Consider the following 23,740-nt stretch of genomic DNA (forward strand, 5'->3'; position numbering starts at 1 on the left):
GGCGCGGGTGCCGGCGTCGGCGTGGGAGCCGGGCTCGGAGCAGGCGCGGGAGCCGGTGCCGGAGCAGGCGCCGGCGCCGGGGTAGCCGCTACGGCGCGTACCCAGCACGCCTTGTCATAACCGTACGCGGGGTCCGACTGCGCGACCGCGCCGACATAGCAGCCGACGCCATTGGTAAACGTGGCCGGTGCGCTGAGCATCACCGACGGCGCCGTCGGCGGCACGGCGCCGAACACGACGGAGGCCGTTCCAAGGAACGAGCAGTTGCTGTTTTCCGTGCCGCACAGCGTGTATTGCTGGCCTGCCACGGTGATCGTCTTTGACTGCGCATGCGCGTGCTGCGCACCGAACGAAGCCAACACAGTTGCCGATGCAACCCCCAGTAATTTGAAATATCTCATCTCTGTCCGTATGTTTTCGCTGAAAGCGGTTGTCCCCGAGGGTCCAGCAAGATCGATCGGAGTCGTCCCGCTTTGGCGTTATCGAATTGAAGGAGAAGTGCGCGGCAGAACGCACCGAATGCGCCCTGCTCCTGAGCCGCTGCGTCGGCTGCATCGCCATGCATTCGCATGAGGACGCAGCGCGTCCCAACCCGCAGACCGGCGCCAGTTACCGCATTTATTACGTATTCCTTACTGTTTAGCTGATTCGGATGCAAACGACGAAAGCGTCTCGTGACGAGCGAACGCTCGCCTTACGCACACCTGATGCATGAACTTCGGCGGACAGGTCGACACCTGCCATCGATCCGTCTCATGCGCAATGAACCTTCGCTGAAACGGGGTGATGACAACCCGGACGACCCGATTGGTGACGCGAGTGTGATAACGGTGATGGCATCGCGCGCAAAGGTCCATTAGGACGACTTACTGTAAGCCGTGATCAAGGACGTCTGCTTTGACGACACGATGCTGTCGACGAACCGACACGGCCCGACGACGTTCAACGCCATCCTGCTATCGAACAACCGGAATCCGCGCGCCGGTTCCTGCAATGCAGAGCCCGCGCGCGAATTGACAGCTAAACCGCCAGACGGGACTCATGCGCACCCTTTCCCGGGCGGAATCCTGTCTGGCTACACGCAAATGCCCGCTTCGGTAGTTGTTACGCACAGATAACAGAACTTCTGCTGCTGCGGTATTAATTACGGAAGTTTTTTAGGGCAGACGAATTATAAACGTTTCATCCGTGTAACGTTATTGGCGTGAATGCAGAAAAGGATTGATCGCGATAATGCGGGGTGAAATCGGCCCCATGTTTTCCAAATTGGCCGGTAATGGGGGCGATCTGCCTCGAAGGCCGGGATAAAAGGCATATCCATGATTGTTCTGGATATTTTTTCGGCTGTCGACGTTACTTTTATAATATTAATACGAATAATTTCGACCGATCCCTTTATATTGCCATAATTGCGCGACGAAGATAAGGGTTAACTCTGTACGGCGCAAGAATTGCCTTTTCGAATCGCTTTACACGCTACGGCTTCGCAAATCCATTTCGATTTCCGAAGCACGCCGTTATCGTGAAAATAGTTCGGAATGCAAACGGGATCGAACTGGCGCTGATATGCCGCGCGCGACGGCTGCCAACACGGCACGGGTGTATTCTGCGTCTCATTCCCGCTATTTCGCCGAGGTCGGCGCTCATTGTCTGGAGAAGCGATGAACACTAGCGCACGCAAGCCTGACACCTGCCAGCTCGTGCAAGCTGGCTCGCAGTTCGAGGGAAAGCAAGGACTCACCTACGCTGTCGGTATCTCAGCGGAAAGTGTGGGAGCGAAGCATATGCACCTTCAGCTTGCGACCATTCCGCCCGGAGCCCGCGCCAAGGCGCACCTGCATGCGGAACATGAGACCGCCATCTATCAGCTGAGCGGCGTGTCCGGCTGCTGGTATGGCGAACGCATGGAGCACCATGTGGTGGTTCGGGCAGGCGACTTTTTCTACATCCCCGCAGGGGTGCCGCACATTCCGTACAACACGAGCGCGAGCGAGGCCTGCGTCGCCGTGATCGCAAGAACGGACCCCAACGAACAGGAAAGCGTGACGATGCGGCCGGATCTCGATGCCTTGCCTGACTGGTCGAGCGTGATGCCGACATCGCTGTGATGCCAGACTTGCTCATGAGCGCCCGACACGTCAGTGACGTGGTGTCGAAGCGCGCGTGCGCCGTCGAGATCAACAGACCAAGCCCCTGCTTGCGCGCTGAGCATGTCTCGCGGTGCACAACACGGCCTGGCTAGCGATTCGGGGCACCAGCGGGACTCGCTGGACTCGCCGGAAAGCGCGGCATCCGCACGGTGAAGACCGTCGCCTCATCCGTCGATTCGACCTGGATGATGCCGTGATGTGCCTGCGCAATGCACCGGCAGATGTAGAGACCCAGGCCCATGCCGGGCGCCGTTCCGCGGCGCACAGGCAGCACGCTGGCGCGCGTCAACGGATCGAACAGTGTCGGCAGCGCGCGGGCGGGGATCGGCGCGCCCGAGTTCGATACGGCGAGCACCACGTCTTCGCCTTCCCGGGTAGCGCGCACAGCTATATCGCCCGCTCCGTGCTGGACCGCGTTCGCGAGCAGATTCACGAGCATCTGGCCGACGCGCGCGCCGTCCCAAGCGCCCGTGAGTTCGCCCGTCAGGCCCACGTCGATGTGCACGTCGGGGTAAGTGGCGCGCACTTCGTCGGCTGCGTCTTCGGCGATGCGCCTCATGTCCTGCGGCGTGAAATCGACAGGCAGCGTGTCGCCCAGCCGGGTGCGCGTGAAAATGAACAGATCGTCGATCATGCGCTTCATGCGAACCGCCCCGCGCTGCGCGTTCGCAGCCGCTTTCACGCTCGTCGCCGACAGCGCGCCGTCGCGCAGCAGCACATCCGCCGAATTGATGATCGCCCCGAGAGGAGAACGCAGGTCGTGCGCCAGCACGCCCGCAAACAGATCCCTGATGCGTTCGGTCCGTTGCGCGTATTGCCGCACGGATTCGGCGAGCATCTGATCGATCGCCTCGTTGAAGCGGATCATCTCCTGAAATGCCGTGACGTTGTCCCGCGCTGTCTGCAGCCATGTGCGCAGAACGCTGGCGCGTAGCGCGCGATATTCCGCCACTACCTCGTTGATGCCATAGCCTTGAGAAAGACGATCGTCTGCATGCTGATGAGCGACGACATTGAAATCACTTTGACGATTGGGCCGGTTGCCTCGAGACTTGGCCTTTTGCTGTGCAGCCGTCTGAGGCTCCCGCATGTCGGCTGCGATCCGGGTCAGGATGTCGCGGCCTGCATTGCGCAACTGGTTTTCATCGAGCTTGATGTCGGCCAGGTCGATGGTGCGCGCGTAATCGACCCATTCGTTGACCAGTTGCGCCAGGTTGGCTTCGATAAAGTCCGATAAAGTCATGCGTTCCCTCGGTATCCGCCGATGCTATAACCGCATGCAAGTTTTTCGCCATCTGCCCGGTCGCCGCCCGCCGCTACACTGAGGACGCGGAAACCGATCATATCCGTCGCAGCCGAAAGATCGGCGCTGCAAACGCCCGATCATAGGGCCACGGCCCCTTACGTGGCCCCATGCACGCCAATGGACGCTGCAGATTGCCAACCGGTTTTGTAGGTTTTACCGCCGTGCACACATGCCTTAACGCGACACCAGCCCGGATCGACGCGCAGCCGCCTGGATTCCATACACCGCTGAAGCCGTCATGACACCCGTTCCCAACAGGCCGATCAATCCGAGGAATACAGCGACGAGGTGCCCAAGCGTCGTCGTCGCAACCATGTCGCCGTAGCCGATCGTCAATGCCGTAATCGCACAAAAATAAAGCGTGTCGCCCATTGTTGACGGTCCCCGGGTGACGAGGTTCACGGTGCCGCCCCAGTAATACATGACTGTCGCCAGGATCAGGAAAAGCAGCAACAAAATTACCACAATGCCGCGCAGATGCCAGAGAACCTTGGCGGTCTCGGCGACCGCAATGCGCGGTGAGATACGGAGTTGAGCGTCCTGATCGCCGTTATTCATGTTTCAGCCTCGCAAAGGTTTTCATCGTGTTCTGAAAAAGCCAGTCGCCGTTTAGACGCGACAGCACTTGATGATAGACGTCGCGTTGCACCATTTGCCTGTCCGGCACTGGCATTCTTTGCTTCCGATCATCCGCTTGTATCGCCATGTATCCGCGTGGTCGGGCAATACAAACGCATACATTCGCGCCGCTTGACGACACGTGCCGGATACACGCGCGCCTTCTAATACGTCCAACGGGGAAACAGCGCAACATGGTTTCCTCAAGCAACTTGACGTGCAGAACGAGGTTGGGCATCGCAGTTGGCAGAACGCATGACGGCGATCACACGGCATTTCACTCAGTCGATCGTGAAACTGCATGCCGCCGACTTCGCACGCAAGGCAACACATTGATCCGCACCGGAGACCGATTCAATGTCAAACGACACGCCCCAATCCCAATCGCGCCGGCACTTTGTCGGTGTCGCTGCCGCGGCTCTCGCCGCAGGTTCCCTGAGCCGCCTCGCGTTCGCGGACACAGCGCCCGCCGCCGGCAAGATCACGGAGCCGGCGAACGGCGACAAGACGGCCATCCGTCCGTTCCGCGTGCACGTTCCCGAAGCGCAACTCGTCGATATGCGGCGACGCATCAAGGCCACGCGTTGGCCCGACCGCGAGACGGTACCCGATGAATCGCAGGGCATTCAACTCGCGACCATCCAGGGACTCGCGCAATACTGGGCGACGGGCTACGACTGGCGCAAATGCGAAGCGCGGCTCAATTCGTATCCGCAGTTCATCACCGAGATCGACGGACTCGATATCCACTTCATCCATGTGCGCTCGAAGCACGACAACGCGATGCCGTTGATCGTGACGCACGGCTGGCCCGGCTCGGTGATCGAACAGTTCAAGATCATCGATCCGCTCGTCAATCCGACTGCGCATGGCGCACCTGCTTCGGATGCATTTCACCTTGTGATTCCGTCGCTGCCAGGCTACGGCTTTTCGGCCCGGCCGACCACGACGGGCTGGGGACCCGAACGCACGGCGCGCGCGTGGGTCACGTTGATGAAGCGCCTCGGCTATGAGCGCTTTGCTTCGCAAGGCGGCGATCTCGGCGGGATTGTCACGAACATCATGGCCAAGCAGGCGCCGCCCGAACTGATCGGCATTCATGTGAACTTCCCGGCCTCCGTGCCGGCGGACATTCTGAAGTCGCTGGCGGCAGGCGATCCGATGCCTGCCGGCCTGTCGGACGAAGAGAAGCACGCGTACGAGCAATTGAGCGCGAACTTCAAGAAGAAGCGCGGCTACGCGGTCGAAATGGGTACGCGGCCGCAAACGCTGTATGGACTCGCCGATTCGCCCGTCGCGTTAGCGTCCTGGCTGCTCGATCACGGCGACGGTTACGGCCAACCCGCTGCGGCGCTGAGCGCAGCGGTGCTCGGCCATCCCGTCAACGGACATTCGGCGGGCGCGCTGACGCGCGACGATGTGCTCGACGACATCACGCTCTACTGGGTGACCAACACGGGTATTTCGGCGGCGCGTTTCTACTGGGAATCGCACGCGAATTTCTTTCTTGCCGCCGACGTCAACGTGCCTGCCGCTGTCAGCGCGTTTCCGGGCGAGAACTATCAGGCGCCGAAGAGCTGGACCGAAAAGGCCTATCACAATCTGATCTACTTCAACAAACCGGAGACAGGCGGCCACTTCGCGGCATGGGAAGAACCGATGATTTTCGCCAATGAAGTGCGCAACGGACTGCGATCCTTGCGCACGTAAAGCGCGAAGCGCTCCGACGCGAAGGTGTCGGAGCGCTTGCCGCGACGGCCGCAACGCGCCCCAGGAGAGACGCCACTGCTTCGTCAGATTGCCAGTTGCGCTTCAGAATGCGGACTACGCGTGAGGCCCGCACCTGCATCAAAACGTATATTGAGTTGACGATCGAAATTCGAACGATTAAGTTTTTGCTTTGAATAATTCGAATATCCGAAATGGCCTCAGCTCATTACGAAGAAAAGCGGCCCGTTTTCGTCACGCTTGCCGGCATGACGTACGAGGGCTCATATCGGGTGATCGAAGGCACGGTCATCGTCTACGCAGCCGAGGATATCCGTTGCGCCCAGTACGGAATGGATCGTCCGGATACGGTCGCGCGTTGGGTATTGCTCGATATGTGCCGCAAAGCCGAAGCAAAGAAGAATAAAAGCGCGCGCGCAAGCGGCGAGATTCGCCCGGTCTGATTGCAGCCTTTCGGCCTTATGAACCTTCGCAAATGCAAACCTGGAACCCGGGTGCCGTTCTCAAATGTTGAGAAACAATCGCCAGTCATTGGCGAGCTTCAAAATGGGCTAATACCCGACATGCCTCCGTCGACAGCGAGATCGGCGCCCGTCATGTAACGCGATGAATCGGTTGCGAGAAAGAGGATAGCCGAAGCGATCTCGGCCGGGCTGGCGGGCCGTTTCATCGGTATGACTTTCGCCCACTCCAGCAATTGCGCTTCCGACATGTCCAACGTTTCGAAGATCGGCGTATTCGCGACCCCCGGCGAAATGCTGTTCACCCGGATACCGAACTCGACAAGTTCAGCGGCAAAGCTCTTTGCCAGCGAAACGACAGCCGCTTTCGACGCACAATATGCAGAGAAATTCTTGGTGCCCTGATTGGCAGCAAGCGATGCAACCAGCACGATCGACGCTGGCCGGCACAAAAACGGCAGCGCTTCGCGTACCGTCGAGTACACACCGCCGACATTGACCGCCATCACCTCGGAGAATTGTTCCAGCGATGTTTCGCGCACTGGCGTTTGCCGGGAAATGCCGGCGTTCGCGACGACCACGTTGACGTCGCAATGGAAGTGGTCGACTGCCGTCTTGTAGAGGCGTTGCATGTCATCCGGACGGGCGGCGTCCGCAACGATCGGCAGCGCGTTCTCGCCGAGCTTCTGCGCAGCACGTTGCAGCTTTTCCGCATGACGTCCACTGATTACCACGCGAGCGCCTTCAGCCACGAATCGTTCTGCGGTGGCAAACCCGATGCCGCTGCTGCCCCCCGTCACCACTGTCAGTTGATGTTCGAGCAGCATGGCTTCATCCCCGTACGTTGACGACTAAAGCGCGGCCTGATCGAATTGCGCGCGTCGAATGTCCCGATCCCTGCAGATCGCCCGCGACGAACACCGATCCCTCCGCAAAACGCTGGGCAAGCTCTCCGCCTCGCACGGCAATTTCAAGCTCCCCTTCGAGAACGACGACGTATTGCTTTGACGGCGGGTTATGCCGATCAAGGAAATAGCCCGCATCGAACTCATGCACGAGCATGCTCTCGCACGGCTGCGGCGGCGATAGTGACAAGGTCTTGCCATTGAACAACACCTCACTCACGTCGAACGCGCGAATGGTCCTGAACGCCGAATGTCCGTCGGGATCGGCGTATATTTCGGTGCATTCCATGAATCCCTCCAGCTGCTTTCCATCGGCGGATGGCGCGCCGCTGTCATTGCGCAGACGAATCTCTACGAACGCGGCGCCCGTGCATCACCTACTTTAGACGACAAAGGGATGGACGCAACATGGGCGCAGCTTGACAACGCTGAGTGCGCTAAAAGCGAATTGGCGGGCGAGACCATTCACACGGAATGCAACTATCGCGGATTGCCAGCGACGCGCGCAAGCGACAGCGGCATCGCAACATGCTCCCGCGACAGAAGATGCTGCCAGCCGAGATCCGAAAAACACGGTCCTTGCGTGGCTTCCGCGAACTTGATGTCATTATGTCCGGCATTCCATTCCAGCACGTTGACGCTTTCGTCGGCATCGATCGCAAGATCCCAGCCGACACAACAGGCAAACGGTACCTGGCGATGAAGTTGCTTCACTTTCATCACGCATGCTGCAAACGCGGGTACTTTTATTCCGTCAAACGGAAGATTCGAGTCCGGATGTCCTTGCACGTCTATCCAGTCGTTCAGATAGCCGTGCTGCGCCAGCTCGCCCGTCGAGACCTCGACGGGAACGCAGACTTCTCGCGCCGGCGTGATGTGCGTGTCGCCCACTCTGCCGAGCCGCAGAAAGCAGGATCGCAACGAGATCTCACCCGAGCGCTCGACGACCGTCGTAAGACGCACTGTCGCGACGGCACCGGGCGCAAAACCCTCGAATACTTCGTGCTGCCTGACGAATCTCTGGAAGACACCGTTGCCGAGTTTTCGAACGGTTGCATGCTCGAACGAGTCGCGATCCAGAAACAGGATGCCTTTGCCTTGCGAGGAATGATCGGGCTTATATACGACGCGATCCGTCTCGCTGAAAAGGATGTCGCGCACTTCGTCATCGGGGATGGCCGCGTTACCGGATGAGAACAATGCACCGTTGGCCAGATACGCGAGGTCTGGTAGCGCAGGGTCGCGAAACAGTTGTGCCGATATCGACTTGAGCTTTGACAACTCGCCATACCAGCCTTTGGTTCGCGGCACCACGACAGCACCGTAGTAATTGTCGGGAATCCAGCCTTCCTTGAATCTGCCGTTGAATGCCGCATAGACACGCAGCCACGGTGCGTAGGCAACGCTGCCGAACACGTCGCGCGCGTACGTGTCTGCCTGTCTTATCAAGGCCGGGTCGGTCTTGCCGCGCCGTTTCTCGATACTTTCAAGCGCGGCGCTCGCCTGAATGGCGTGGTGCCGATGAAACCGGATACGTGCCAGCTTCCTGGCCGTTGTAATGGCAAAGCGTTTAAACCGGACTCGCATCTTGCATGATCCCGCTCAGCGGATTATGGCGAAAGCGAATGCTTTCGCCCGCACGACAGCACGGCGCCGTCATGCTCGTGCGAGCTTAGCAGGGAAGACATGACACAACTGTATCGTGACGTAACGCTTCATCGTTTCGCGTGCAAATACTTTCCGTTCGCTTTCGAAACGAGGTCTGCGGCATGACGTTATCAGCAAAAATTGCCGCGCAGTTCTACGCTTGTTCCCGTTCCACGCGCTGTGACGACATTGCGTCTACGTCACGCTCAAACGGAAAATCCTTCCCATTGCATGGGAAAACGGACTCATCGAGACGCACGCAAAACACCTTGTTAACGGCGCGAACAGCGATTTCTGAAGCTGAGGGAAATACCAAGGATGTCCGTCGGACGAGTCAATCAGTTAGCCACACCGAGCATGCGCAAGCGCGCGTCTACTTCGAATGATGTCGCTCGATGCGGCGTAACTTTCAGTGCACTGTGTGGACGATGCCGATGGACTCTTCGTCGGCATCGTCGTCGGCTGAGGCTTGATCGAGGATTGCACAGCGGAAGTCCAACTTGACCCGAAGGATGGCCGACTCGATGCGCGCATCCCCGCGGTGACCGCTCAGGCGAGCATTGATCGCCTCCTCGACGGCGAGAATTGCCCGCTCGATGCTCTCGGGATCGTCGCTATCGAAGCCGATCTCCACCTCGATGCTCTCCAGCAGGTTCAACGCTGTTGCAATGTCCTCGGAAGCGACGAATAGCGTCTTGGCGTTTTCTCTCATCTATCCTCCCCGTTGGTTTGTCTGCGTGTTCAGACACATGCGCGTTGCACGACTATCGTTGCACATCCCGAGCAAACCTGCCAGGCGACAAAGGCACGTTGGGTCCGAAACAACGGAAAAGCCGCTTAGGCAGTAAAGCGGATAGAATCGATAGTTCCAGCCTGGTCCGCGAGCGTTGCGTCAGAAAGAAATTTTCTGTCGAGGAAGCTTTTAATCGACACAGCAAATAGCTGCTGTCGTGCTTTCATTCTCCTTCACGCCCCCTTCATTTTCGTTCACGCTGCTTCCCGAACGCTTATCGGAAGATCAAACGCCATGTTCGAAACCGAACTCTTCGCCGGCTGGGGCGATATAACCTTCAACTCGCCTATGCGCAACACCGCCTATCTCGACAAGGCCGTTGATGCACGAATGCTGTACTTCGCAAAAAACGTTTCGCGATGTCGGAGTTCATGAAGTTGCGCATAGAGCCCGTCGTCATGAAAAACGAGATCGAGTATTTCTTGAAATCCATTTGCTCGACCGGCTCACGGTGAGCTTCGTGCGCGCCAGTCTATCCGCAGATGGCAGCCGTATGCTGTTGCGCAATGTGTTTTTTGCGCGATGGCAAGACGGTCGCCCGCGTGACGTCAGCAGGCGGTTGGCTCGACCTGGAAAAGCGCAAGCTCACCTGCGCGCCGCCGCGCTGCTCGATGCAATGAATGCATTGGAGAAGACACAGGGTTTCGTCGGATTGCCGAGCAGCGTAAGTCAGGTTCAATCGAATTGAGGCACCTTCGATCGATTGAACCGATCGATAACCCACGCGCTTTGGCGCATCGCACGATGCCTTCGCACGCGGACCGTATCGCAAGCGGCCCGCCTGGCATCGTGCTGCGCGATTACGACCGCGTCGTTCGCGCCTGCGTGGCGTCGAGCGCCGCAGCGAGCGTAAGACGCGCCTTTTCACGGCGCCGCCGCGCAAGCCGCGCTTCGCCCGCCGCGAACTCGGATTCGCCTGCCAGCAGCGCGTGAATCTCCGGCAGCGTGTAAATGGCCCCGCGACTTCCCCAGGTTCCGTCCGGAATCTCCGTCGGGAATACCCAGACGCGCGGCGCTACCTCTTCGAACGAGCGACTCTCGGCGCGAGCCACGGCTTCCGTCACGGCCTTGACGAGTGCTCTACGCGATTCGTCGGTGTATTGCCCCTCAGGCGCCGACGGAATGATCCGGTAGCGGATCGCCTCCGAACGCTCTCCACCCACGAACACGGCCGCCGGACGGTGTAGATGAAGCACGGTGACGCGCCGCGCCACCGGACTGGACGGGTCATATCCTTCCGCCTTGATGAGGATGTCGGTCAATTCCTTGACCAGATGTGCTTCCGCTTCGGGCGTCAAGGCATTTTCCGGCCACAGCGCGTCGATCATTGGCATGGTGTCGCTCCTTCCTAAGTTGTCTCGATTGGCCGATCATCAGCCTTTACGGAAGAATCCGGAAGTGGCAGTATTGCCATCATGCGAGGCATTTCAGACACACACGCAAATGATCACGATCCGCATCTGGGTCTACGACGGAATTCTGGCATCCGGCGTCGCGGGCCCCATCGACGTCCTCAACGCGGCCAATCAGCTGAGTGCGCGGGAAGCCGCACGTCGTCGCCAGCCTGTTCCGAGGTTCGCGTGGCGCGTGGAATCACTGGACGGCGAACCCGTGAAGGCTGCATCGGGCCAGAGCATTTCCGTGGACGGCAAGATCGATCCACGTAAGCGCGCGGACGCCATTCTCGTCACGGCCCCTTTCTTCTCCAACATGGACGAATTCGTCGGCCAAAAGAAGCTGGTGAACGCGCTGGCCGCCGCGCTACGGCGCCAACACCAGGCGGGCGCCGTGCTGGCCGCGTACTGCACCGGCAACTATCTGCTTGCCGAGGCGGGCTTGCTGGACGGCCGGGTCGCCACGACACACTGGGCCACTGCGTCGGACTTCGCGCGGCGCTATCCGCGCGTCGAGCTTCGGGCATCGGAGATCCTGACCGCGCAAGACCATATCGTCTCGGGCGGCTCTGTGACGTCGTACCTCAACCTTGCCGTGCGGCTAGTCGAAATGTTCGCGGGCGAGAAGCTTGCCGCGATGACAGCGAAGTCGCTATTGATCGACATGAACCGCACGTCCCAGGCATCTTACGCAAAGCTTCTCGACCAACAGGGACATGCCGATCCTCTTGTCGCACGCGCTCAGCAGCGCATGGAGGCCACGCTAGAGCAGGGGTTTCGGCTGAGCGATCTCGCCGCCTGGCTCGCTGTCAGCGAGCGGACGCTCAACCGGCGTTTCAAGCTCGCCGTCGGTCTCGCGCCATTGACCTATCTGCAGAACCTGCGCATCGAAGTCGCCAAACAGTTGCTGGAATCAAGGCCTATTGCGCTCGAGACGGTCAGCCAACGCGTGGGCTATGGCGATCTCAGTACGTTCCGACAACTGTTCAAGCGCAAGACCGGTCTGTCGCCGAGCGACTATCAAAGGAAATTCGCGCGCGCGTCGGGACCGGACATTCGCGGGTAGGTGCAGCGTGGCTGCAAAGCGGCTCAACTCGTCAAGGAAGACTCTTCAGCAGACACGCCCGATGTTCGAGCATACGCATCGCCGATCGAGGCACGGTTGACCGCCACGCTCTTGCTGCGTCGCCAACTGGCTGGCGGCATTCCGAATTCGCGTTTGAAGGCGCGATTGAATGCGGCCTCGGATTCATATCCGACCTGCTCTGCGACAACCGCGAGCGTCTGATTGCCCTCGCGCAACGCCTGAGCCGCGATCTGCAGGCGCCAGCGAGCGAGGTACTGCATAGGCGGCTGGCCGAGCAGTTCCGTGAAACGCTGCGCAAGCGCCGAACGCGAGAGGCCCACCTTGCGCGCGAGTTCGTCGACGGTCCAGCCGTATGCGGGTTGCGCATGCAGCATGGCGAGTGCGCGGCCGACAAAGCGATCGCCCACGCCTGCGAGCCAACCCTTGCGGTCGGCCGGCAGCGTTTCAATGCAACGCTGCACCGCCTTCACGAACAACAACTCCGAAAGCCGCGCCAGCACAGTCGCACTGCCCACGCGCCACTCGGCCGCTTCGAGCGCCGCCAGTTTCAATGATGATTCGAGCCACGCAGATTGCGGATCGTTGCGCATGTCGATCTTGAAGATTCGAGGCAACGCGGAAAGGACGGGGTTGGTCAACGAATCGTCGCTGGCGAGAAAGCCGCAAATGAGCCGTGTGTGTTCGCCACCGCCGCCGTAATTCAGCATCATCACTTCGCCCGGTGAAGTATTCAGATACTTCGACACCAGTTCGTCGGAAGGCGCAGGTTGGAGATCGAGCGAACTGCCCATCAGATGCGCTTCGCCTTGCGGCACCACGAGAAGCTCGCCGGCGTCGACACGGATCGCAGACGTCGGGTCGTCGACGAGTGCTGCCCAGCAGCTTCCCTCTGTGATGAGGTGATAGGACACGACGCGTTCGGTGCGCGGCAAAAAGGCGCCGCACAGATCGGGCGTGACGTGTCCCACGACGCACCACGGCGCAGTTAAGTCGGCGTTTAGATATACCGCCCCGCCGAGACGCACGACGCGAAGAACATCTGAAAAAGCATCCATGAAAGTGCCCATCAGTTTCGGCGTCCTGCGCAAAACATCTGGACGCCTGGTCATTCATCGTTACGACTTGCTTGCAGATACTAGCACTCACGCAATTCGGCAACAAAGAGACGCTTATACGCACACACGCCTGTACGCCTATACGTCGCTTGCATGTCCATAGGCATCGCTGCCTCGATCCCTCAGGAGTTTTCATATGTCCGCTGTTGATTCCGCTCCCGCACCCGTCGCCGACTTCGCCGCCATCAAGGTGCGCCAACAGGCGGCCTGGTCGACGGGCAACTACGCCGTCGTCGGCACGACACTGCAAATCGTCGGCGAGAACCTCTGTGAAGCGCTCGATGTGCGCGCGGGCAGCCGCGTGCTGGACGTTGCCGCAGGCAATGGCAATGCGACGCTGGCCGCGGCACGCCGCTGGTGCGATGTCACGTCGACAGACTACGTCGCCGCACTGCTCGATTCAGGCCGTGCGCGCGCGCAAGCCGAAGGACTGTCGGTGCAATTCGAGCAAGCCGATGCGGAAGCGTTGCCCTACGCGGATGCCTCATTCGACATCGTGATGTCCACCTTTGGCGTGATGTTCACGCCTGACCAGACGAAGGCGGCGGCTGAACTCGCGCGCGTTTGCAAGCCGGGCGGGCGGATCGGTCTCGCCAACTGGACGCCGGAGAGTTTCATCGGGCAGTTGTTCAAGACGATCGGCAAGTACATCGCGCCACCAGCGGGCGTGAAGTCGCCTGCGCTGTGGGGCACGAATGCGCGCCTCGAAGAACTGTTCGACGGCAGCGCCAGGCAGATCACCGCGACCACGCGCGATTTCACATTCCGCTATCGCTCACCGGCACATTTCGTCGAGGTGTTCCGCGCGTTTTATGGGCCGATGAACAAGGCATTTGGGGCGCTCGAAGGTGAACGGCAGATGGCATTCCATACGGATCTGATGGCATTGATCGAGAGTCGCAACCGGTCAAACGACGCAACACTGGTTCTCCCGAGCGAGTATCTCGAAGTCGTGGTGGAACGTTGGTGAAAGCATTTGGGCGCAGCGCGTGTGTTTGCGAAAGCCCAACTTTCATCACGCGCTCTGTTGGTCTCACAACGGCGATTCGCGGTCCAAAAGGCCGCGCAAACCGCCGTGAGGTCCACACGGCAAGCCTCGCCGCGACATGGCACGGACTCTGCGCGTACACGCTGCTCATGCCGAAACGCGATGGAACACATGACCCGCCCGGAGGACACCATGCTCGCCTACCTCTTCCTGTTGCTGAGAAAAGCGCTGGAGCGCGCCGAAAACAGTCGACGCGATGCGTATCTCGCGTCCGCAGTCGACATGGGCGAACTCGAACGCCGCATGCATTCGCTCGAGATCGACGCGTAACGCAGTCTGGCCCAGCATCCGTTCACACTATGCGAACCCCATGAACGACATGAACAGCACAGCTTTAAAGCAGGTCTTGTCACCTGCGACGCCCGTGATCGCATTGCATTGCTCAGGCTCGGGCGCAGCGCAATGGCGAAAGCTCGGCGAGGCGCTTGACGCACGTCACGCGCTCGTCGCACCCGAGCACTACGGCTGCGACAGCGCGGGGCCGTGGAGCGGCGAGCGCGCGTTCTCGCTGGCCGACGAAGCCGCGAGGACCATCGGCATCATCGACGCGTCGCACGGCAAAGTGCATCTCGTAGGCCACTCGTATGGCGGCGGCGTGGCACTGCGTGTGGCACTCGAGCGGCCCGACCGTCTCGCCAGCCTGACGCTCTACGAGCCCTCGGCGTTTCATCTGCTCAAGACGATGGGCGCGTACGGAGCGAACGCGCTCGCGGAAATCGTCGCGATTTCGAAGCGCACCGCCGATGGCGTGAACTGCGGCGACTATCGCGGCGCAGCCGCTTCGTTCGTCGACTACTGGGGCGGCCGGGGGGGCATGGGAAGCACTGCGGCCATCGGTGCAGGCCGCGCTCACGCGCTGGGCGCCGAAGGCACCACTCGACTTCCGCGCACTGCTCGACGAACGCACGCCCGCCAGCGCATATGCAACGCTTCGCATCCCGACACTCGTCATGCGCGGCCAGCATGCGCCCGTCCCAACGCGCGCGATCGCCGAGCGCCTGCCGATGCTACTGCCCGCGGCGCGCCTTGCCGTGGTAGCGGGCGCGGGACACATGGGGCCCGTCACGCACGCCGATGCCGTCAATGCCGCGATTGTGCGGCACATCGCCGACTCGGACGCGATGATCTGCGCCATCTGACCGTCAGCTGCGGATGCATGCACAGCCAGGGCATTGCACTGCAATATCGTCGCAGTTGACTGAAACAACCGCGACGACTCCAAGAAGCCAAGCCATGCGGCTTGGCGGTTATTTGACAGGCGACGCGGTACTGGGCGTCGCCAGCGTATTGTTGACACCGAAAGCGGTGGTTGCCGGCGTCGGGCTGCCGTTCGCGCCCTTCTGCGCATTCGAATTGGGCGACCCGGCACTCATGCCGCTGTCCGAGTTGCTCGCGGCAGGCGTGCCGTAACCGCTCGCCGCATTCACGACCGGCGACCGCGTGCTCGGCGTGGCCAGCGTGTTATTGGCCTGTGCAAAAGCGCCGCCTGACAACGCGAGCGCGGCGGCGGCCGCGACTAATGTGCTGCTTGCCTTCATGACCTGCTCCCTCCTCGATTGGACTCGAATTGCGGCGCAGACGGTCCATTGCGATGCATCAACGCAAACCGTCGCGCGAACTTGTCTCCGTGGCGGCAGTGGCACGCCACGCGTCGAGTGTAGAAAGGTCGTCGCGGATAATTAAGCGCATCGTACGCAAGGGTGAATTTCGCTTTTTGAATTAGCTTGTTGATGAATTGCGTCCGCAGCGCGTCTGCCATGCGGCAAGCGCCTCTTCCAGGTTCAGGAACATGCGCCCACTTGCAAGCGCTTTTCCAAGCGGTGCGTTTTCGACGACGGCAGCGACTTGCGGATTGAGACCGACGAGCCACACGTCGACGCCGCTTTCGCGATATTTCTTCTCGGCGTCGGTCAACATCTTCAGGGCCGTGTACTCCAGATCGAAGACAGCTCGCATATCGAGCGCCACCACGTCGGGGTGCGCCTGCTCGATGACCGGCGCAATCTTGTTGCCGACGTTGGAAGCATTCAGAAAAAAGATCCGTCCCTCCGGCCGCAGAAGCAGCAGCCCGGGAAACGCTTCATCGTCGGGATGCTCACGCGATACCGGCCGAAACACGTTCGTACCGCGCATACGGCGCAACACGTGGACAGGCGGGTCGGACGTCTGGTACGCAAGTGCGACGAGCGAAGCGACGATCGCAATGAGAATGCCGTTCAGCGTGCCGACCAGCACGACGCCCACGAGCGCAACCAGCGCCCAGATGAACTCCATGCGCCTGACTTCGAGAATCGCGCGGAAATCGGCTGGCTTGAAAAGGCCAATTGAATAGACGATGACCACTGCCGCAAGCGTTGCATGCGGCATGAGTCCGATCAGCGGCGCGAGCAGAACCATCGTGGCAAGCGAGACGCCCGCCGTCACCAGTTCCGCCAGTTGCGTACGCGCGCCCGCCAGCCGGTTGACGGCCGTTTGCGTGGTCCCGCCGCCCGCCGGCATCGAACCGAACAACGCACCGGCTGCATTGCCCAGGCCGGTTGCCAGCAATTCACGGTTGGCCAGTGGACGAGGCTCCCCGCTTCGAGCGAACGCGCGCCCCGAGGCGATCGTTTCGGTGAAGCTCATCAATGCGATGCCCGCTGCTGCCGGCCAGAGCGTCTCGGCCAGCGCAAAGTCCGGCATCGTCAGCGACGCCAGGCCCGTCGGAATGTGACCGACAATCTCCAGGCCGCGCGCCTGCAGGCCCAGCAGAGCAACGGCGCCGATCCCGCATGCGATCGCGATCAGCGGAGCCGGCGACTTCGGGTAGTAGTGCTCCAGCGCAACCAGCAGCGCAATCGTGGCGAGGCCCACGGCGAGAGCTGTCATCGAAGCATGCGGCAGCCCCACGATCAGAGCCCACACGTTGTGAAAAAAAGACCCTTTCGCCACATGAATGCCGACGAGCTTGGGCAGCTGATCCAGCACGATAACGATCGCGATGCCGCCTTTGAAGCCTGTCAGTACCGGGTCTGAAATGAAGTTCGCGACGAAGCCCAGTCGCAAGAGAGCCGCGAGCACCAGGATAGCGCCCACCAGAAGCGACAGCGTTGCCGTCGCAGACATCAGTGCAGTCGTGCCGCCCCCATGAACAACCTCGTTGGCGGCGGCAGCCGTCAAAATCGCCAGCGTTGCGCTGGTGCTGACACTGAGCGGCCGCGAAGTACCGAAGCATGCGTAAATCACCATCGGCACAAAGGCGGTGTAAAGCCCGACTTGCACGGGAAGTCCCGCAACCGTGGCGTAAGCCATCGCCTTCGGCAATACGACGGCAGCGGCCGTCACACCGGCGATAACATCCGGCTTGATCCACGCCTTCTGATAGTCGTGAGCCCACTCGAGCACCGGAATGCGAAACCCTGAACGCCGGTGCACAGGTGAATCGGTTGACATGATCGCGTACCCTCCGCGGAACAGCTCAGTTCACGAATCACTCATTGCCGTTGCTGCTACAGTTCAGTCCAAACCTGTTCTAAGGGAAAGCCTCTTGAGCGCTCCCAGTATAAAGTTCAAGAGAAGCCTTTTTGTTCTTCGTTCGCGCTTGTGCGGAAATCGGTTTCCGACACAGTCGCGCGATTATTCAATCTTTCGACGCATCAGTCTCAACGGTCAAATTTGTATCGACACGACGACGAGTACTAGTCTGATATAGATGACCTTCGTTCGCGTCCGGCAAAGTAACAGAGAACCTGACCAGGGTTCAGCAATCGCCGCGGTCGTCCTATCGCAACCGGGGAATGACAATGTCGAACTGGATCGCACGACTCTTGAGCACTTGCTTCGTCGTCCTGTTGGCCGCCTGTCCGGCGAAGGAACAGGATCAGCAGTCCCAGACCAAGGCTGCTTCCGCTTCTGCACCTGCTTCCGCTCCTGCCGCAGCGTCCGTCGAGATGGCGGCATCGGCCCCCATCCCGGCGTCGGAACCCCTGCCTGCGGCGAGCCAGATGCCGCCGCAGGAGATCGAGGCGCTGGTCGCCCCAATTGCGCTCTACCCCGATTCGCTACTGTCGCAGGTCCTGATGGCGTCGACGTATCCGCTCGAAATCGTGCATGCCGCGCGCTGGGTCAAGGAGCACCGGAACCTGAAAGGCGAGGCGGCCGTGAAAGCGGTGCAGGACCAGTCGTGGGACGTCAGCGTCAAGTCGTTGGTCGCCTTTCCGCAGGTGCTCGAACCCATGAACGACAAGCTCGACTGGACCCAGCGGCTTGGCGATGCGTTCCTCGCCAATCAGAAGGATGTGCTTGACGCCATCCAGCGACTGCGCGTGCGAGCGCAACAAGCAGGCAACCTGACGTCGAACGCGCAGCAGAAGGTGATCGTCGAAGCGCCTTCGACGCAAGGCGCCCCGCCGCCCCAGGGAAGCGCAGCGGCCCCGGCGCCGCAAACCATCGTGCGTATCGAGCCGACCAATCCGCAGGTCGTCTATGTACCCTCCTACAATCCCACCGTGGTGTACGGCGGCTGGAGCGCGCCCGCCTATCCGCCGACCTATTGGCCGCCCTATCCGGCCTACTATCCCGGTGCCGCGCTCGCGACCGGGTTCGCATGGGGACTCGGGATCGCAGCCGCAGGCGCGATCTTCGGCAATTGCAACTGGAATAGTCACGACGTCAACATCAACGTCAACAAGGCTACGAATATCGACCGGAATTTCGACCGTACCAAGGTCGAGGGCGGCAGATGGCAACACGATGCGGGACATCGTCAGGGCGTCGCGTATCGTGACAACGCAACGCGCGAGAAATACGCCCGAGGCGCGCAAGGCGCCGACGCCCGGCGCGACTACCGCGGACGTGCGGGCACGCCAGCCGATCGCGCGAACGTGGCCAATCGGCCGCAAGCAGGCAACCAGCCAGCCGCTAACCGCACCGGACGCGCCAACAACGTGGCTGCCGCCGACCGCGCAGGCCGGCCGAATAGCGCGGGTGCGGGCAATCGGGGAGGCGCGAATCGTGAGGGTGCGGCGGGCAATCGCGCGCAGACGGCCAACAGTAGCGCAGCCAACGGCAATCGCGCCACCACGGGGCGGCGCAATGCGGAATCGGGCAATCGCGCGCAGATGTCCAATCAGGCCGCGGCGGCAGGCAACCGCGCGCAATCGCCCAATCGTGCCGGTGCAGCAGGCGCGCAAACAAGCTATCGCAGCAACGGCTACCAGGGCGGTGGACGCGACACGGCATTTCAGGGCGTCGGTGCAGGCAGCGCTACCCAGCGCGACTACAATCGCGGTCGGTCGAGCGTCCAGTCCTCGAACTTCAACCGTGCATCAGGTGCAGCCCGGGGTGGCGGAGGCGGCGGAGCACGCGGCGGCCGGCGCTAAAGCGAATCAGCGCGAATGAGCATGCGATGAAAATCGCAAAGTACTCGCCGCCCGAACGAACGCCAACAGGACCTCGCCATCATGATCGTTCGAGGCGACATCCGCTACTTTGCGGCTTTGGTCATCTCGCAGTCGCCGGCGGGAACGCCGCTGCCGCCTTTATTCTTCAGCGTTAGCGCCAAGCGGCTTCCTCTGTTGGCCGTGATGATCTGCCCGTAGCTGACCGTGGGGATGAACTGGATATCCGGTGCGACTGCCACGGGCGGATTCCTCGCGCCGTCGACAGTCAGATCGAGTTCGACGGTGATCGAGTCAATCGCGACACCCGCGTCTTGCCCGCGCGCCGCCTGTTCTTTCTTGAAGCTGCACAGGCTCTGCATGACCTGTTCCAATGCAGTGGGTATGTCGAGAGGTTTGCCTGGCGGTATCGGTGGCGTGTTGCAGCCAGTGAGAGACACCGCACAGACAATCAGCGCGAGACGGGCACGCATCGGATTCCCCTGTTTCATGCTGCAAACGGTACATTGATTTATCACAACGCTGCCAGGACGGCATTCCTGACGCTGCGCTCAATACTTGATGTCGCGGGCCGCCTGTCGCCCGTGCTGCTTCGTCTGCCGCTTGTCCTGACGACATTGCGAATTGCTTTTTTGATCCGCAGCGCGACAGTCCTGCTTGGTGTGTCGTGAACCCTGGCGGGTATCCTGCCGGACGTCGCGTCCGGCGCGGCGTTGCTGGGCCTGCTCCGTCGCCCATGAACCATCGGAAGTACTGGCTAGAAGGATCGCTAGAACAAAGGCCGTCAAGAGGCATCGACGCTCCGCCATGACATCATCTCCCATCGAAAAGAGCCGTCGTACGAAGGGAACCCGATCCTGACGGACCGGGGTTTGATATGGCCATCGATTCGCCAGGACCCGCAAGCAAACGCGATTGCTTCGCGATCAGATTTTCAGTCGCGAAACCTTGGTCCCTGAAAGCGACACGTCGCCCATCAGCCCAGCGTTGGTCATCACGATCGCTTCGACGGGTGCAGTGGCCGTTGTCGTGTCGATCTCTCCATTCGCTCCGACCTTTAGCAACGCGACTGATCCCTCGCCTCCGACCGACCAGCCTTTGGAATTGCGAAATTTGCTTAGCGCGTCATGCGTCATGAACAGGAAGATGACCGCTTTCGATTGTGCCCCTGCCTGCAGGCCAAACGATCCCGCGACCGTGCTGTAGTAGCCAACCGATTTCCCGCCGACATGCAATGCGCCTTCGCCGTACTCGCCTCCCGCAATGAAACCAACCTTGATGACCGAGGGAAACACGAGAACGCCATTCGCCTTGGAAACCAGTTCTCTTGATCCTTTGACCGTCTCATACAGCTTCGACAGCGTTCCGTTGACCTTGGCATCGATCTCATGACGTTTCGCCGTATTGGACTCGCTTGCGACGGCATCGCGTATCGCAGGCGAGCCGACGAGCGAAGTGCCCGTGACGGCAAGCGTCGCGCCGACGGCGCCTAAAAAGTTTCTTCTACGCATAATTACCTCCGTCGTTGGTCGCCGTCGCATCGTAACGCTGACCCTGCTGCTGATCGGCGTCGCGTCCCTGTCGCTGAAGATTTCACCTGATTCGAGCCTATACGGATCAAAAACGATGTTGTATTGGACTTTGGTCCAATGCGTGTTCGCGAATAGCGCACTGAAATGGATGCTTCAGGATGTCGAATGGCGTTTTGGTTTAACCTGACATGCGCCGTGTTCGCGTTTTGCTGCGTTGGGAGTGAGTCAATGGATAAAATGTACTCGTACAAAGACTTTGAGGTCACGGTGAAGATCGAGTCGGTGCGGGCTCTGTCGAGCGAATTCACCTATGGCCCCCCAGTCGGATATATCGCGGTGGTAAGCATTTGCACACCCGACCCGCGAAGACCCATAGGCGTACCGATCCGGCTCGTCAATGAAGGAAACCGCCTCTTCGATACCGAGAACGACGCGATCACAGCGGGATCGAACGCGGCACAGCGCGTGATAGACGACCGACTATCCCCTTGAATCCGCGACCGGGCGAGTGATGCCGAAAAGCCGTCGCTGGCTCTCTCGCTGCGCCTTTCGACTTTGTACGCTCAGCCCTCCAGCACGACGACGCTGCGCGCCTGTACCTGACAATGGTCCGTCTCCACGGTCCCCTCGTCTGGCGGCGCCACGATATCGTCTGGACTATTGCGCGCGGTATCGACGATACGGTGCCATTGCCGGCCGCCAGGCGCAGGCAACGCGACGCGATGCACCGCGTCGTCCATGTTCAGAATCACATGAAGCGGCGCCTCGTCTTGCACTTCGCCGCCGAGCGTGAACGCAAGCAAGCGTGCGCCCGGATCGTGCCACTGCGGCGCGTACAGTCGCTCGCCATGCCACGAGACGTCCGCCATCGATTGGCCGTGGGCAGGCTGTCCTGTCAGGAAGCGCCGCCGACGCAGGCTGGGGTGGCGCTTGCGCAGTGCGATCAGTTCGCGCACGAAGCGCAGCATGGTCGAAGCGTGCGCGGCGCAATCCCAATCGAACCATGAAAGCGCGTTGTCCTGGCAATAGCAGTTGTTGTTGCCGCCCTGGCTGCGAAGTACTTCGTCGCCAGCCAGCAACATCGGCACGCCCTGACTCAGAAACAGAATGGCCATCAGGTTGCGGGCCTGCTGGCCACGCAACCGGACAATATCGGCATTGTCCGCAGCGCCTTCCGCCCCGCAATTCCACGACAGATTGTCATTGCTGCCATCACGGTTCTCCTCGCCATTCGCCTCGTTATGCTTGCCGTTGTAGCTCACCAGGTCGTGCAGCGTGAATCCGTCGTGACAGGTGACGAAATTGATGCTGTTGGCCGGCAACCTGCCATCGTCGCCGTAAAGATCGGCGCTGCCGGCGATGCAGGTGGCAACCTCGCCGATCATCCCGGGATCGCCGCGCACGAAGCGTCGAATCGCATCACGGTAACGCCCGTTCCACTCCGCCCACGCCATACCCGGAAATGCGCCGACATGATAGAGACCGCCCGCATCCCACGCTTCCGCAATCAGAGGAACCCGCGAAAGGATGCGCGACGACTCGATCGCCCACGGCAATGGCGGATCGACCATCAATGCGCCATGTCGGTCACGGGCAAACACGCTGGCCAGATCGAACCTGAAACCGTCGACGCCCAGTTCTTCGACCCAGTATTCGAGGCAATGAACGATATAGGCGGTGACGAGCGGATGGTTGCAGCTCACCGTATTTCCACAGCCCGTGTAGTCCAGGTAGCGGTATTCGTCGTGCGGATCATGCTGATAGAAGATGTCGTTGACCAGTCCCTTGAAATTGATCACGGGCCCCGCCTCGCCAGCTTCCGCGGTGTGATTGAAGACCACGTCGATCAACACCTTGATGCCTGCTGCGTGCAGCGCATCCGTCAGCGCGCGAAACTCGTCGGGCGCGCGAGCAGGGTCGACACAATACCGCGGATGCGGACTGTAGAAGCTATGCGTGCTGTAACCCCAATAGTTCGACAGACCGCGTGCTGCCACCGCGGGCGGCACATCCTGCTCGTCGAATGCCATGACGGGCAGTAGTTCGACATGCGTGATGCCCAGTTCTCGCAGATAGGGAATCTTCTCGATCAGTCCGGAGAACGTGCCCGGGTGTTGCACACCGCTAGACGGGTGTCGCGTCAGGCCACCGACATGAAGCTCATAGATGACGGCACCATCGAGGCTGTGCGCGCCCTGCGGCTCGCATACACTCATACGGTCGACGACGATCGCGCGCGGCACGCGCTGCTGCATGTCGCTCGGCGCTTCGATCGCGATGCGCCGGTCCCACAGCACATCGCTGACAGCGCGGGCAAACGGATCGAGAAGTTCGCGACGGTCGTTGCATGCGTGACGGGGGCATCGCATGTCGCCGGATCGATTCACCCGCCATGTGTAGCAGACGCGCGCGGGAAGCCCTTCGACGAACACGTGCCAGTAGAAGAACGTTCGATTGTACTCAGGCGTGAGCGTAATGGTTTGAAACGGCGTCGCGCTATCAGGCTTTGCATAAAGAAGCAGTTCGACGCTTGATGCGTCGCGGCAAAAAACGCAGAAGTTCACGCCGCCGTCGACAA

23 protein-coding genes and 2 pseudogenes are annotated in these 23,740 nt (G+C 60.6%); 10 read left to right on the forward strand and 15 right to left on the reverse strand.

Translation table 11 applies throughout. The features are described from left to right. Positions 1 to 401 (reverse strand): annotated as a pseudogene (locus tag H3V53_RS03670) (hypothetical protein); the annotation flags it as partial. Positions 402 to 1,661: 1,260 nt separating this feature from the next. Between H3V53_RS03670 and H3V53_RS03675 the strand changes: the two are divergent. Next, positions 1,662 to 2,108, forward strand: a complete 447-nt coding sequence (locus tag H3V53_RS03675; RefSeq protein ID WP_336596769.1) for a cupin domain-containing protein — start codon at positions 1,662 to 1,664, stop codon at positions 2,106 to 2,108. Between the two features lie 130 nt (positions 2,109 to 2,238). On the opposite strand, the gene H3V53_RS03680 is transcribed toward H3V53_RS03675, so the two are convergent. Both H3V53_RS03680 and H3V53_RS03685 read right to left on the reverse strand, forming a co-directional pair. Further along, positions 2,239 to 3,393 (reverse strand): sensor histidine kinase, encoded by a 1,155-nt coding sequence (locus H3V53_RS03680; protein ID WP_336596770.1) that lies wholly within the window; start codon positions 3,391 to 3,393, stop codon positions 2,239 to 2,241. Between the two features lie 237 nt (positions 3,394 to 3,630). Next, the gene (locus tag H3V53_RS03685) at positions 3,631 to 4,014 is read right to left on the reverse strand and encodes a potassium channel family protein (protein WP_336596771.1); all 384 of its coding nucleotides are present in this window, start codon (positions 4,012 to 4,014) and stop codon (positions 3,631 to 3,633) included. A 417-nt stretch (positions 4,015 to 4,431) separates the two neighbouring features. Here H3V53_RS03685 and H3V53_RS03690 point away from each other — a divergent pair, with 417 nt between their 5' ends. Then, positions 4,432 to 5,784 carry an epoxide hydrolase family protein gene (locus tag H3V53_RS03690; RefSeq protein ID WP_336596772.1) on the forward strand — a complete coding sequence of 451 codons (1,353 nt, stop codon included), beginning with the start codon at positions 4,432 to 4,434 and terminating at the stop codon, positions 5,782 to 5,784. Positions 5,785 to 5,996: 212 nt separating this feature from the next. Further along, the gene (locus H3V53_RS03695; protein WP_336596773.1) at positions 5,997 to 6,245 is read left to right on the forward strand and encodes a hypothetical protein; all 249 of its coding nucleotides are present in this window, start codon (positions 5,997 to 5,999) and stop codon (positions 6,243 to 6,245) included. A 98-nt stretch (positions 6,246 to 6,343) separates the two neighbouring features. Here the strand turns inward: H3V53_RS03695 and H3V53_RS03700 are convergent, their stop codons facing one another. The 4 genes from H3V53_RS03700 to H3V53_RS03715 all read right to left on the reverse strand — a co-directional run bounded on the left by H3V53_RS03700 (position 6,344) and on the right by H3V53_RS03715 (position 9,527). Then, the gene (locus tag H3V53_RS03700) at positions 6,344 to 7,090 is read right to left on the reverse strand and encodes an SDR family NAD(P)-dependent oxidoreductase (protein WP_336596774.1); all 747 of its coding nucleotides are present in this window, start codon (positions 7,088 to 7,090) and stop codon (positions 6,344 to 6,346) included. Between the two features lie 4 nt (positions 7,091 to 7,094). After that, complete coding sequence (locus H3V53_RS03705) at positions 7,095 to 7,457, reverse strand: cupin domain-containing protein (protein WP_336596775.1); 363 nt, start codon at positions 7,455 to 7,457, stop codon at positions 7,095 to 7,097. 191 nt (positions 7,458 to 7,648) lie between these two features. Further along, entirely contained in the window at positions 7,649 to 8,755 is a 1,107-nt protein-coding gene (locus H3V53_RS03710) for a sugar-transfer associated ATP-grasp domain-containing protein (protein WP_336596776.1), read from the reverse strand. 469 nt (positions 8,756 to 9,224) lie between these two features. Then, positions 9,225 to 9,527, reverse strand: a complete 303-nt coding sequence (locus H3V53_RS03715; protein ID WP_336596777.1) for a hypothetical protein — start codon at positions 9,525 to 9,527, stop codon at positions 9,225 to 9,227. 400 nt (positions 9,528 to 9,927) lie between these two features. Between H3V53_RS03715 and H3V53_RS03720 the strand changes: the two genes are divergently transcribed. Beyond that, positions 9,928 to 10,296, forward strand: a complete 369-nt coding sequence (locus H3V53_RS03720; RefSeq protein ID WP_336596778.1) for a hypothetical protein — start codon at positions 9,928 to 9,930, stop codon at positions 10,294 to 10,296. 112 nt (positions 10,297 to 10,408) lie between these two features. On the opposite strand, the gene H3V53_RS03725 is transcribed toward H3V53_RS03720, so the two are convergent. Then, positions 10,409 to 10,942 carry a tautomerase family protein gene (locus H3V53_RS03725; protein ID WP_336596779.1) on the reverse strand — a complete coding sequence of 178 codons (534 nt, stop codon included), beginning with the start codon at positions 10,940 to 10,942 and terminating at the stop codon, positions 10,409 to 10,411. Between the two features lie 109 nt (positions 10,943 to 11,051). Between H3V53_RS03725 and H3V53_RS03730 the strand changes: the two genes are divergently transcribed. Further along, complete coding sequence (locus H3V53_RS03730; RefSeq protein WP_336596780.1) at positions 11,052 to 12,068, forward strand: GlxA family transcriptional regulator; 1,017 nt, start codon at positions 11,052 to 11,054, stop codon at positions 12,066 to 12,068. A gap of 23 nt (positions 12,069 to 12,091) precedes the next feature. Here the strand turns inward: H3V53_RS03730 and H3V53_RS03735 are convergent, their stop codons facing one another. Next, on the reverse strand, positions 12,092 to 13,144 hold the full coding sequence (locus H3V53_RS03735; RefSeq protein ID WP_336596781.1) for an AraC family transcriptional regulator: 1,053 nt from the start codon (positions 13,142 to 13,144) through the stop codon (positions 12,092 to 12,094). A gap of 196 nt (positions 13,145 to 13,340) precedes the next feature. On the opposite strand from H3V53_RS03735, the gene H3V53_RS03740 reads away from it, so the two are divergent. The 3 genes and pseudogenes from H3V53_RS03740 to H3V53_RS03750 all read left to right on the forward strand — a co-directional run bounded on the left by H3V53_RS03740 (position 13,341) and on the right by H3V53_RS03750 (position 15,391). Then, complete coding sequence (locus H3V53_RS03740; protein WP_336596782.1) at positions 13,341 to 14,174, forward strand: class I SAM-dependent methyltransferase; 834 nt, start codon at positions 13,341 to 13,343, stop codon at positions 14,172 to 14,174. A gap of 210 nt (positions 14,175 to 14,384) precedes the next feature. Continuing rightward, positions 14,385 to 14,522 carry a DUF3563 family protein gene (locus tag H3V53_RS03745; protein WP_336596783.1) on the forward strand — a complete coding sequence of 46 codons (138 nt, stop codon included), beginning with the start codon at positions 14,385 to 14,387 and terminating at the stop codon, positions 14,520 to 14,522. 40 nt (positions 14,523 to 14,562) lie between these two features. Further along, positions 14,563 to 15,391 (forward strand): annotated as a pseudogene (locus H3V53_RS03750) (alpha/beta fold hydrolase). A 108-nt stretch (positions 15,392 to 15,499) separates the two neighbouring features. Here H3V53_RS03750 and H3V53_RS03755 read toward each other — a convergent pair. Next, positions 15,500 to 15,790, reverse strand: a complete 291-nt coding sequence (locus H3V53_RS03755; RefSeq protein WP_336596784.1) for a hypothetical protein — start codon at positions 15,788 to 15,790, stop codon at positions 15,500 to 15,502. Between the two features lie 181 nt (positions 15,791 to 15,971). Continuing rightward, complete coding sequence (locus H3V53_RS03760; RefSeq protein WP_336596785.1) at positions 15,972 to 17,684, reverse strand: SulP family inorganic anion transporter; 1,713 nt, start codon at positions 17,682 to 17,684, stop codon at positions 15,972 to 15,974. Positions 17,685 to 18,181: 497 nt separating this feature from the next. Here H3V53_RS03760 and H3V53_RS03765 point away from each other — a divergent pair, with 497 nt between their 5' ends. Next, positions 18,182 to 19,612 carry a DUF3300 domain-containing protein gene (locus H3V53_RS03765; RefSeq protein WP_336596931.1) on the forward strand — a complete coding sequence of 477 codons (1,431 nt, stop codon included), beginning with the start codon at positions 18,182 to 18,184 and terminating at the stop codon, positions 19,610 to 19,612. Positions 19,613 to 19,716: 104 nt separating this feature from the next. Here the strand turns inward: H3V53_RS03765 and H3V53_RS03770 are convergent, their stop codons facing one another. From H3V53_RS03770 to H3V53_RS03780, 3 genes are all read right to left on the reverse strand, one after another. Continuing rightward, positions 19,717 to 20,103 carry a hypothetical protein gene (locus H3V53_RS03770; protein ID WP_336596786.1) on the reverse strand — a complete coding sequence of 129 codons (387 nt, stop codon included), beginning with the start codon at positions 20,101 to 20,103 and terminating at the stop codon, positions 19,717 to 19,719. 78 nt (positions 20,104 to 20,181) lie between these two features. Beyond that, the gene (locus tag H3V53_RS03775; protein WP_336596932.1) at positions 20,182 to 20,439 is read right to left on the reverse strand and encodes a hypothetical protein; all 258 of its coding nucleotides are present in this window, start codon (positions 20,437 to 20,439) and stop codon (positions 20,182 to 20,184) included. 117 nt (positions 20,440 to 20,556) lie between these two features. Then, positions 20,557 to 21,141, reverse strand: coding sequence for a BPSL1445 family SYLF domain-containing lipoprotein (locus H3V53_RS03780; RefSeq protein ID WP_336596787.1), 585 nt, complete (start codon positions 21,139 to 21,141; stop codon positions 20,557 to 20,559). Positions 21,142 to 21,390: 249 nt separating this feature from the next. On the opposite strand from H3V53_RS03780, the gene H3V53_RS03785 reads away from it, so the two are divergent. Then, on the forward strand, positions 21,391 to 21,654 hold the full coding sequence (locus H3V53_RS03785; RefSeq protein WP_336596788.1) for a hypothetical protein: 264 nt from the start codon (positions 21,391 to 21,393) through the stop codon (positions 21,652 to 21,654). Positions 21,655 to 21,725: 71 nt separating this feature from the next. On the opposite strand, the gene H3V53_RS03790 is transcribed toward H3V53_RS03785, so the two are convergent. Continuing rightward, positions 21,726 to 23,726 carry a glycogen debranching protein gene (locus H3V53_RS03790; protein ID WP_419539413.1) on the reverse strand — a complete coding sequence of 667 codons (2,001 nt, stop codon included), beginning with the start codon at positions 23,724 to 23,726 and terminating at the stop codon, positions 21,726 to 21,728. Positions 23,727 to 23,740 lie beyond the last annotated feature (14 nt).

This window comes from Paraburkholderia bengalensis (assembly GCF_037126505.1).
GTDB lineage: Bacteria > Pseudomonadota > Gammaproteobacteria > Burkholderiales > Burkholderiaceae > Paraburkholderia > Paraburkholderia bengalensis.

What these genes read in the sequence shown, in the direction of transcription:
- H3V53_RS03675 (WP_336596769.1), top strand. Translation starts at nt 1,662, where the DNA reads ATGAACACTAGCGCACGCAAGCCTGACACCTGCCAGCTCGTGCAAGCT.
- H3V53_RS03680 (WP_336596770.1), bottom strand. Translation starts at nt 3,393, where the DNA reads ATGACTTTATCGGACTTTATCGAAGCCAACCTGGCGCAACTGGTCAAC.
- H3V53_RS03685 (WP_336596771.1), bottom strand. Translation starts at nt 4,014, where the DNA reads ATGAATAACGGCGATCAGGACGCTCAACTCCGTATCTCACCGCGCATT.
- H3V53_RS03690 (WP_336596772.1), top strand. Translation starts at nt 4,432, where the DNA reads ATGTCAAACGACACGCCCCAATCCCAATCGCGCCGGCACTTTGTCGGT.
- H3V53_RS03695 (WP_336596773.1), top strand. Translation starts at nt 5,997, where the DNA reads ATGGCCTCAGCTCATTACGAAGAAAAGCGGCCCGTTTTCGTCACGCTT.
- H3V53_RS03700 (WP_336596774.1), bottom strand. Translation starts at nt 7,090, where the DNA reads ATGCTGCTCGAACATCAACTGACAGTGGTGACGGGGGGCAGCAGCGGC.
- H3V53_RS03705 (WP_336596775.1), bottom strand. Translation starts at nt 7,457, where the DNA reads ATGGAATGCACCGAAATATACGCCGATCCCGACGGACATTCGGCGTTC.
- H3V53_RS03710 (WP_336596776.1), bottom strand. Translation starts at nt 8,755, where the DNA reads ATGCGAGTCCGGTTTAAACGCTTTGCCATTACAACGGCCAGGAAGCTG.
- H3V53_RS03715 (WP_336596777.1), bottom strand. Translation starts at nt 9,527, where the DNA reads ATGAGAGAAAACGCCAAGACGCTATTCGTCGCTTCCGAGGACATTGCA.
- H3V53_RS03725 (WP_336596779.1), bottom strand. Translation starts at nt 10,942, where the DNA reads ATGCCAATGATCGACGCGCTGTGGCCGGAAAATGCCTTGACGCCCGAA.
- H3V53_RS03730 (WP_336596780.1), top strand. Translation starts at nt 11,052, where the DNA reads ATGATCACGATCCGCATCTGGGTCTACGACGGAATTCTGGCATCCGGC.
- H3V53_RS03735 (WP_336596781.1), bottom strand. Translation starts at nt 13,144, where the DNA reads ATGGATGCTTTTTCAGATGTTCTTCGCGTCGTGCGTCTCGGCGGGGCG.
- H3V53_RS03740 (WP_336596782.1), top strand. Translation starts at nt 13,341, where the DNA reads ATGTCCGCTGTTGATTCCGCTCCCGCACCCGTCGCCGACTTCGCCGCC.
- H3V53_RS03745 (WP_336596783.1), top strand. Translation starts at nt 14,385, where the DNA reads ATGCTCGCCTACCTCTTCCTGTTGCTGAGAAAAGCGCTGGAGCGCGCC.
- H3V53_RS03755 (WP_336596784.1), bottom strand. Translation starts at nt 15,790, where the DNA reads ATGAAGGCAAGCAGCACATTAGTCGCGGCCGCCGCCGCGCTCGCGTTG.
- H3V53_RS03760 (WP_336596785.1), bottom strand. Translation starts at nt 17,684, where the DNA reads ATGTCAACCGATTCACCTGTGCACCGGCGTTCAGGGTTTCGCATTCCG.
- H3V53_RS03765 (WP_336596931.1), top strand. Translation starts at nt 18,182, where the DNA reads ATGGCGGCATCGGCCCCCATCCCGGCGTCGGAACCCCTGCCTGCGGCG.
- H3V53_RS03770 (WP_336596786.1), bottom strand. Translation starts at nt 20,103, where the DNA reads ATGCGTGCCCGTCTCGCGCTGATTGTCTGTGCGGTGTCTCTCACTGGC.
- H3V53_RS03775 (WP_336596932.1), bottom strand. Translation starts at nt 20,439, where the DNA reads ATGGCGGAGCGTCGATGCCTCTTGACGGCCTTTGTTCTAGCGATCCTT.
- H3V53_RS03780 (WP_336596787.1), bottom strand. Translation starts at nt 21,141, where the DNA reads ATGCGTAGAAGAAACTTTTTAGGCGCCGTCGGCGCGACGCTTGCCGTC.
- H3V53_RS03785 (WP_336596788.1), top strand. Translation starts at nt 21,391, where the DNA reads ATGGATAAAATGTACTCGTACAAAGACTTTGAGGTCACGGTGAAGATC.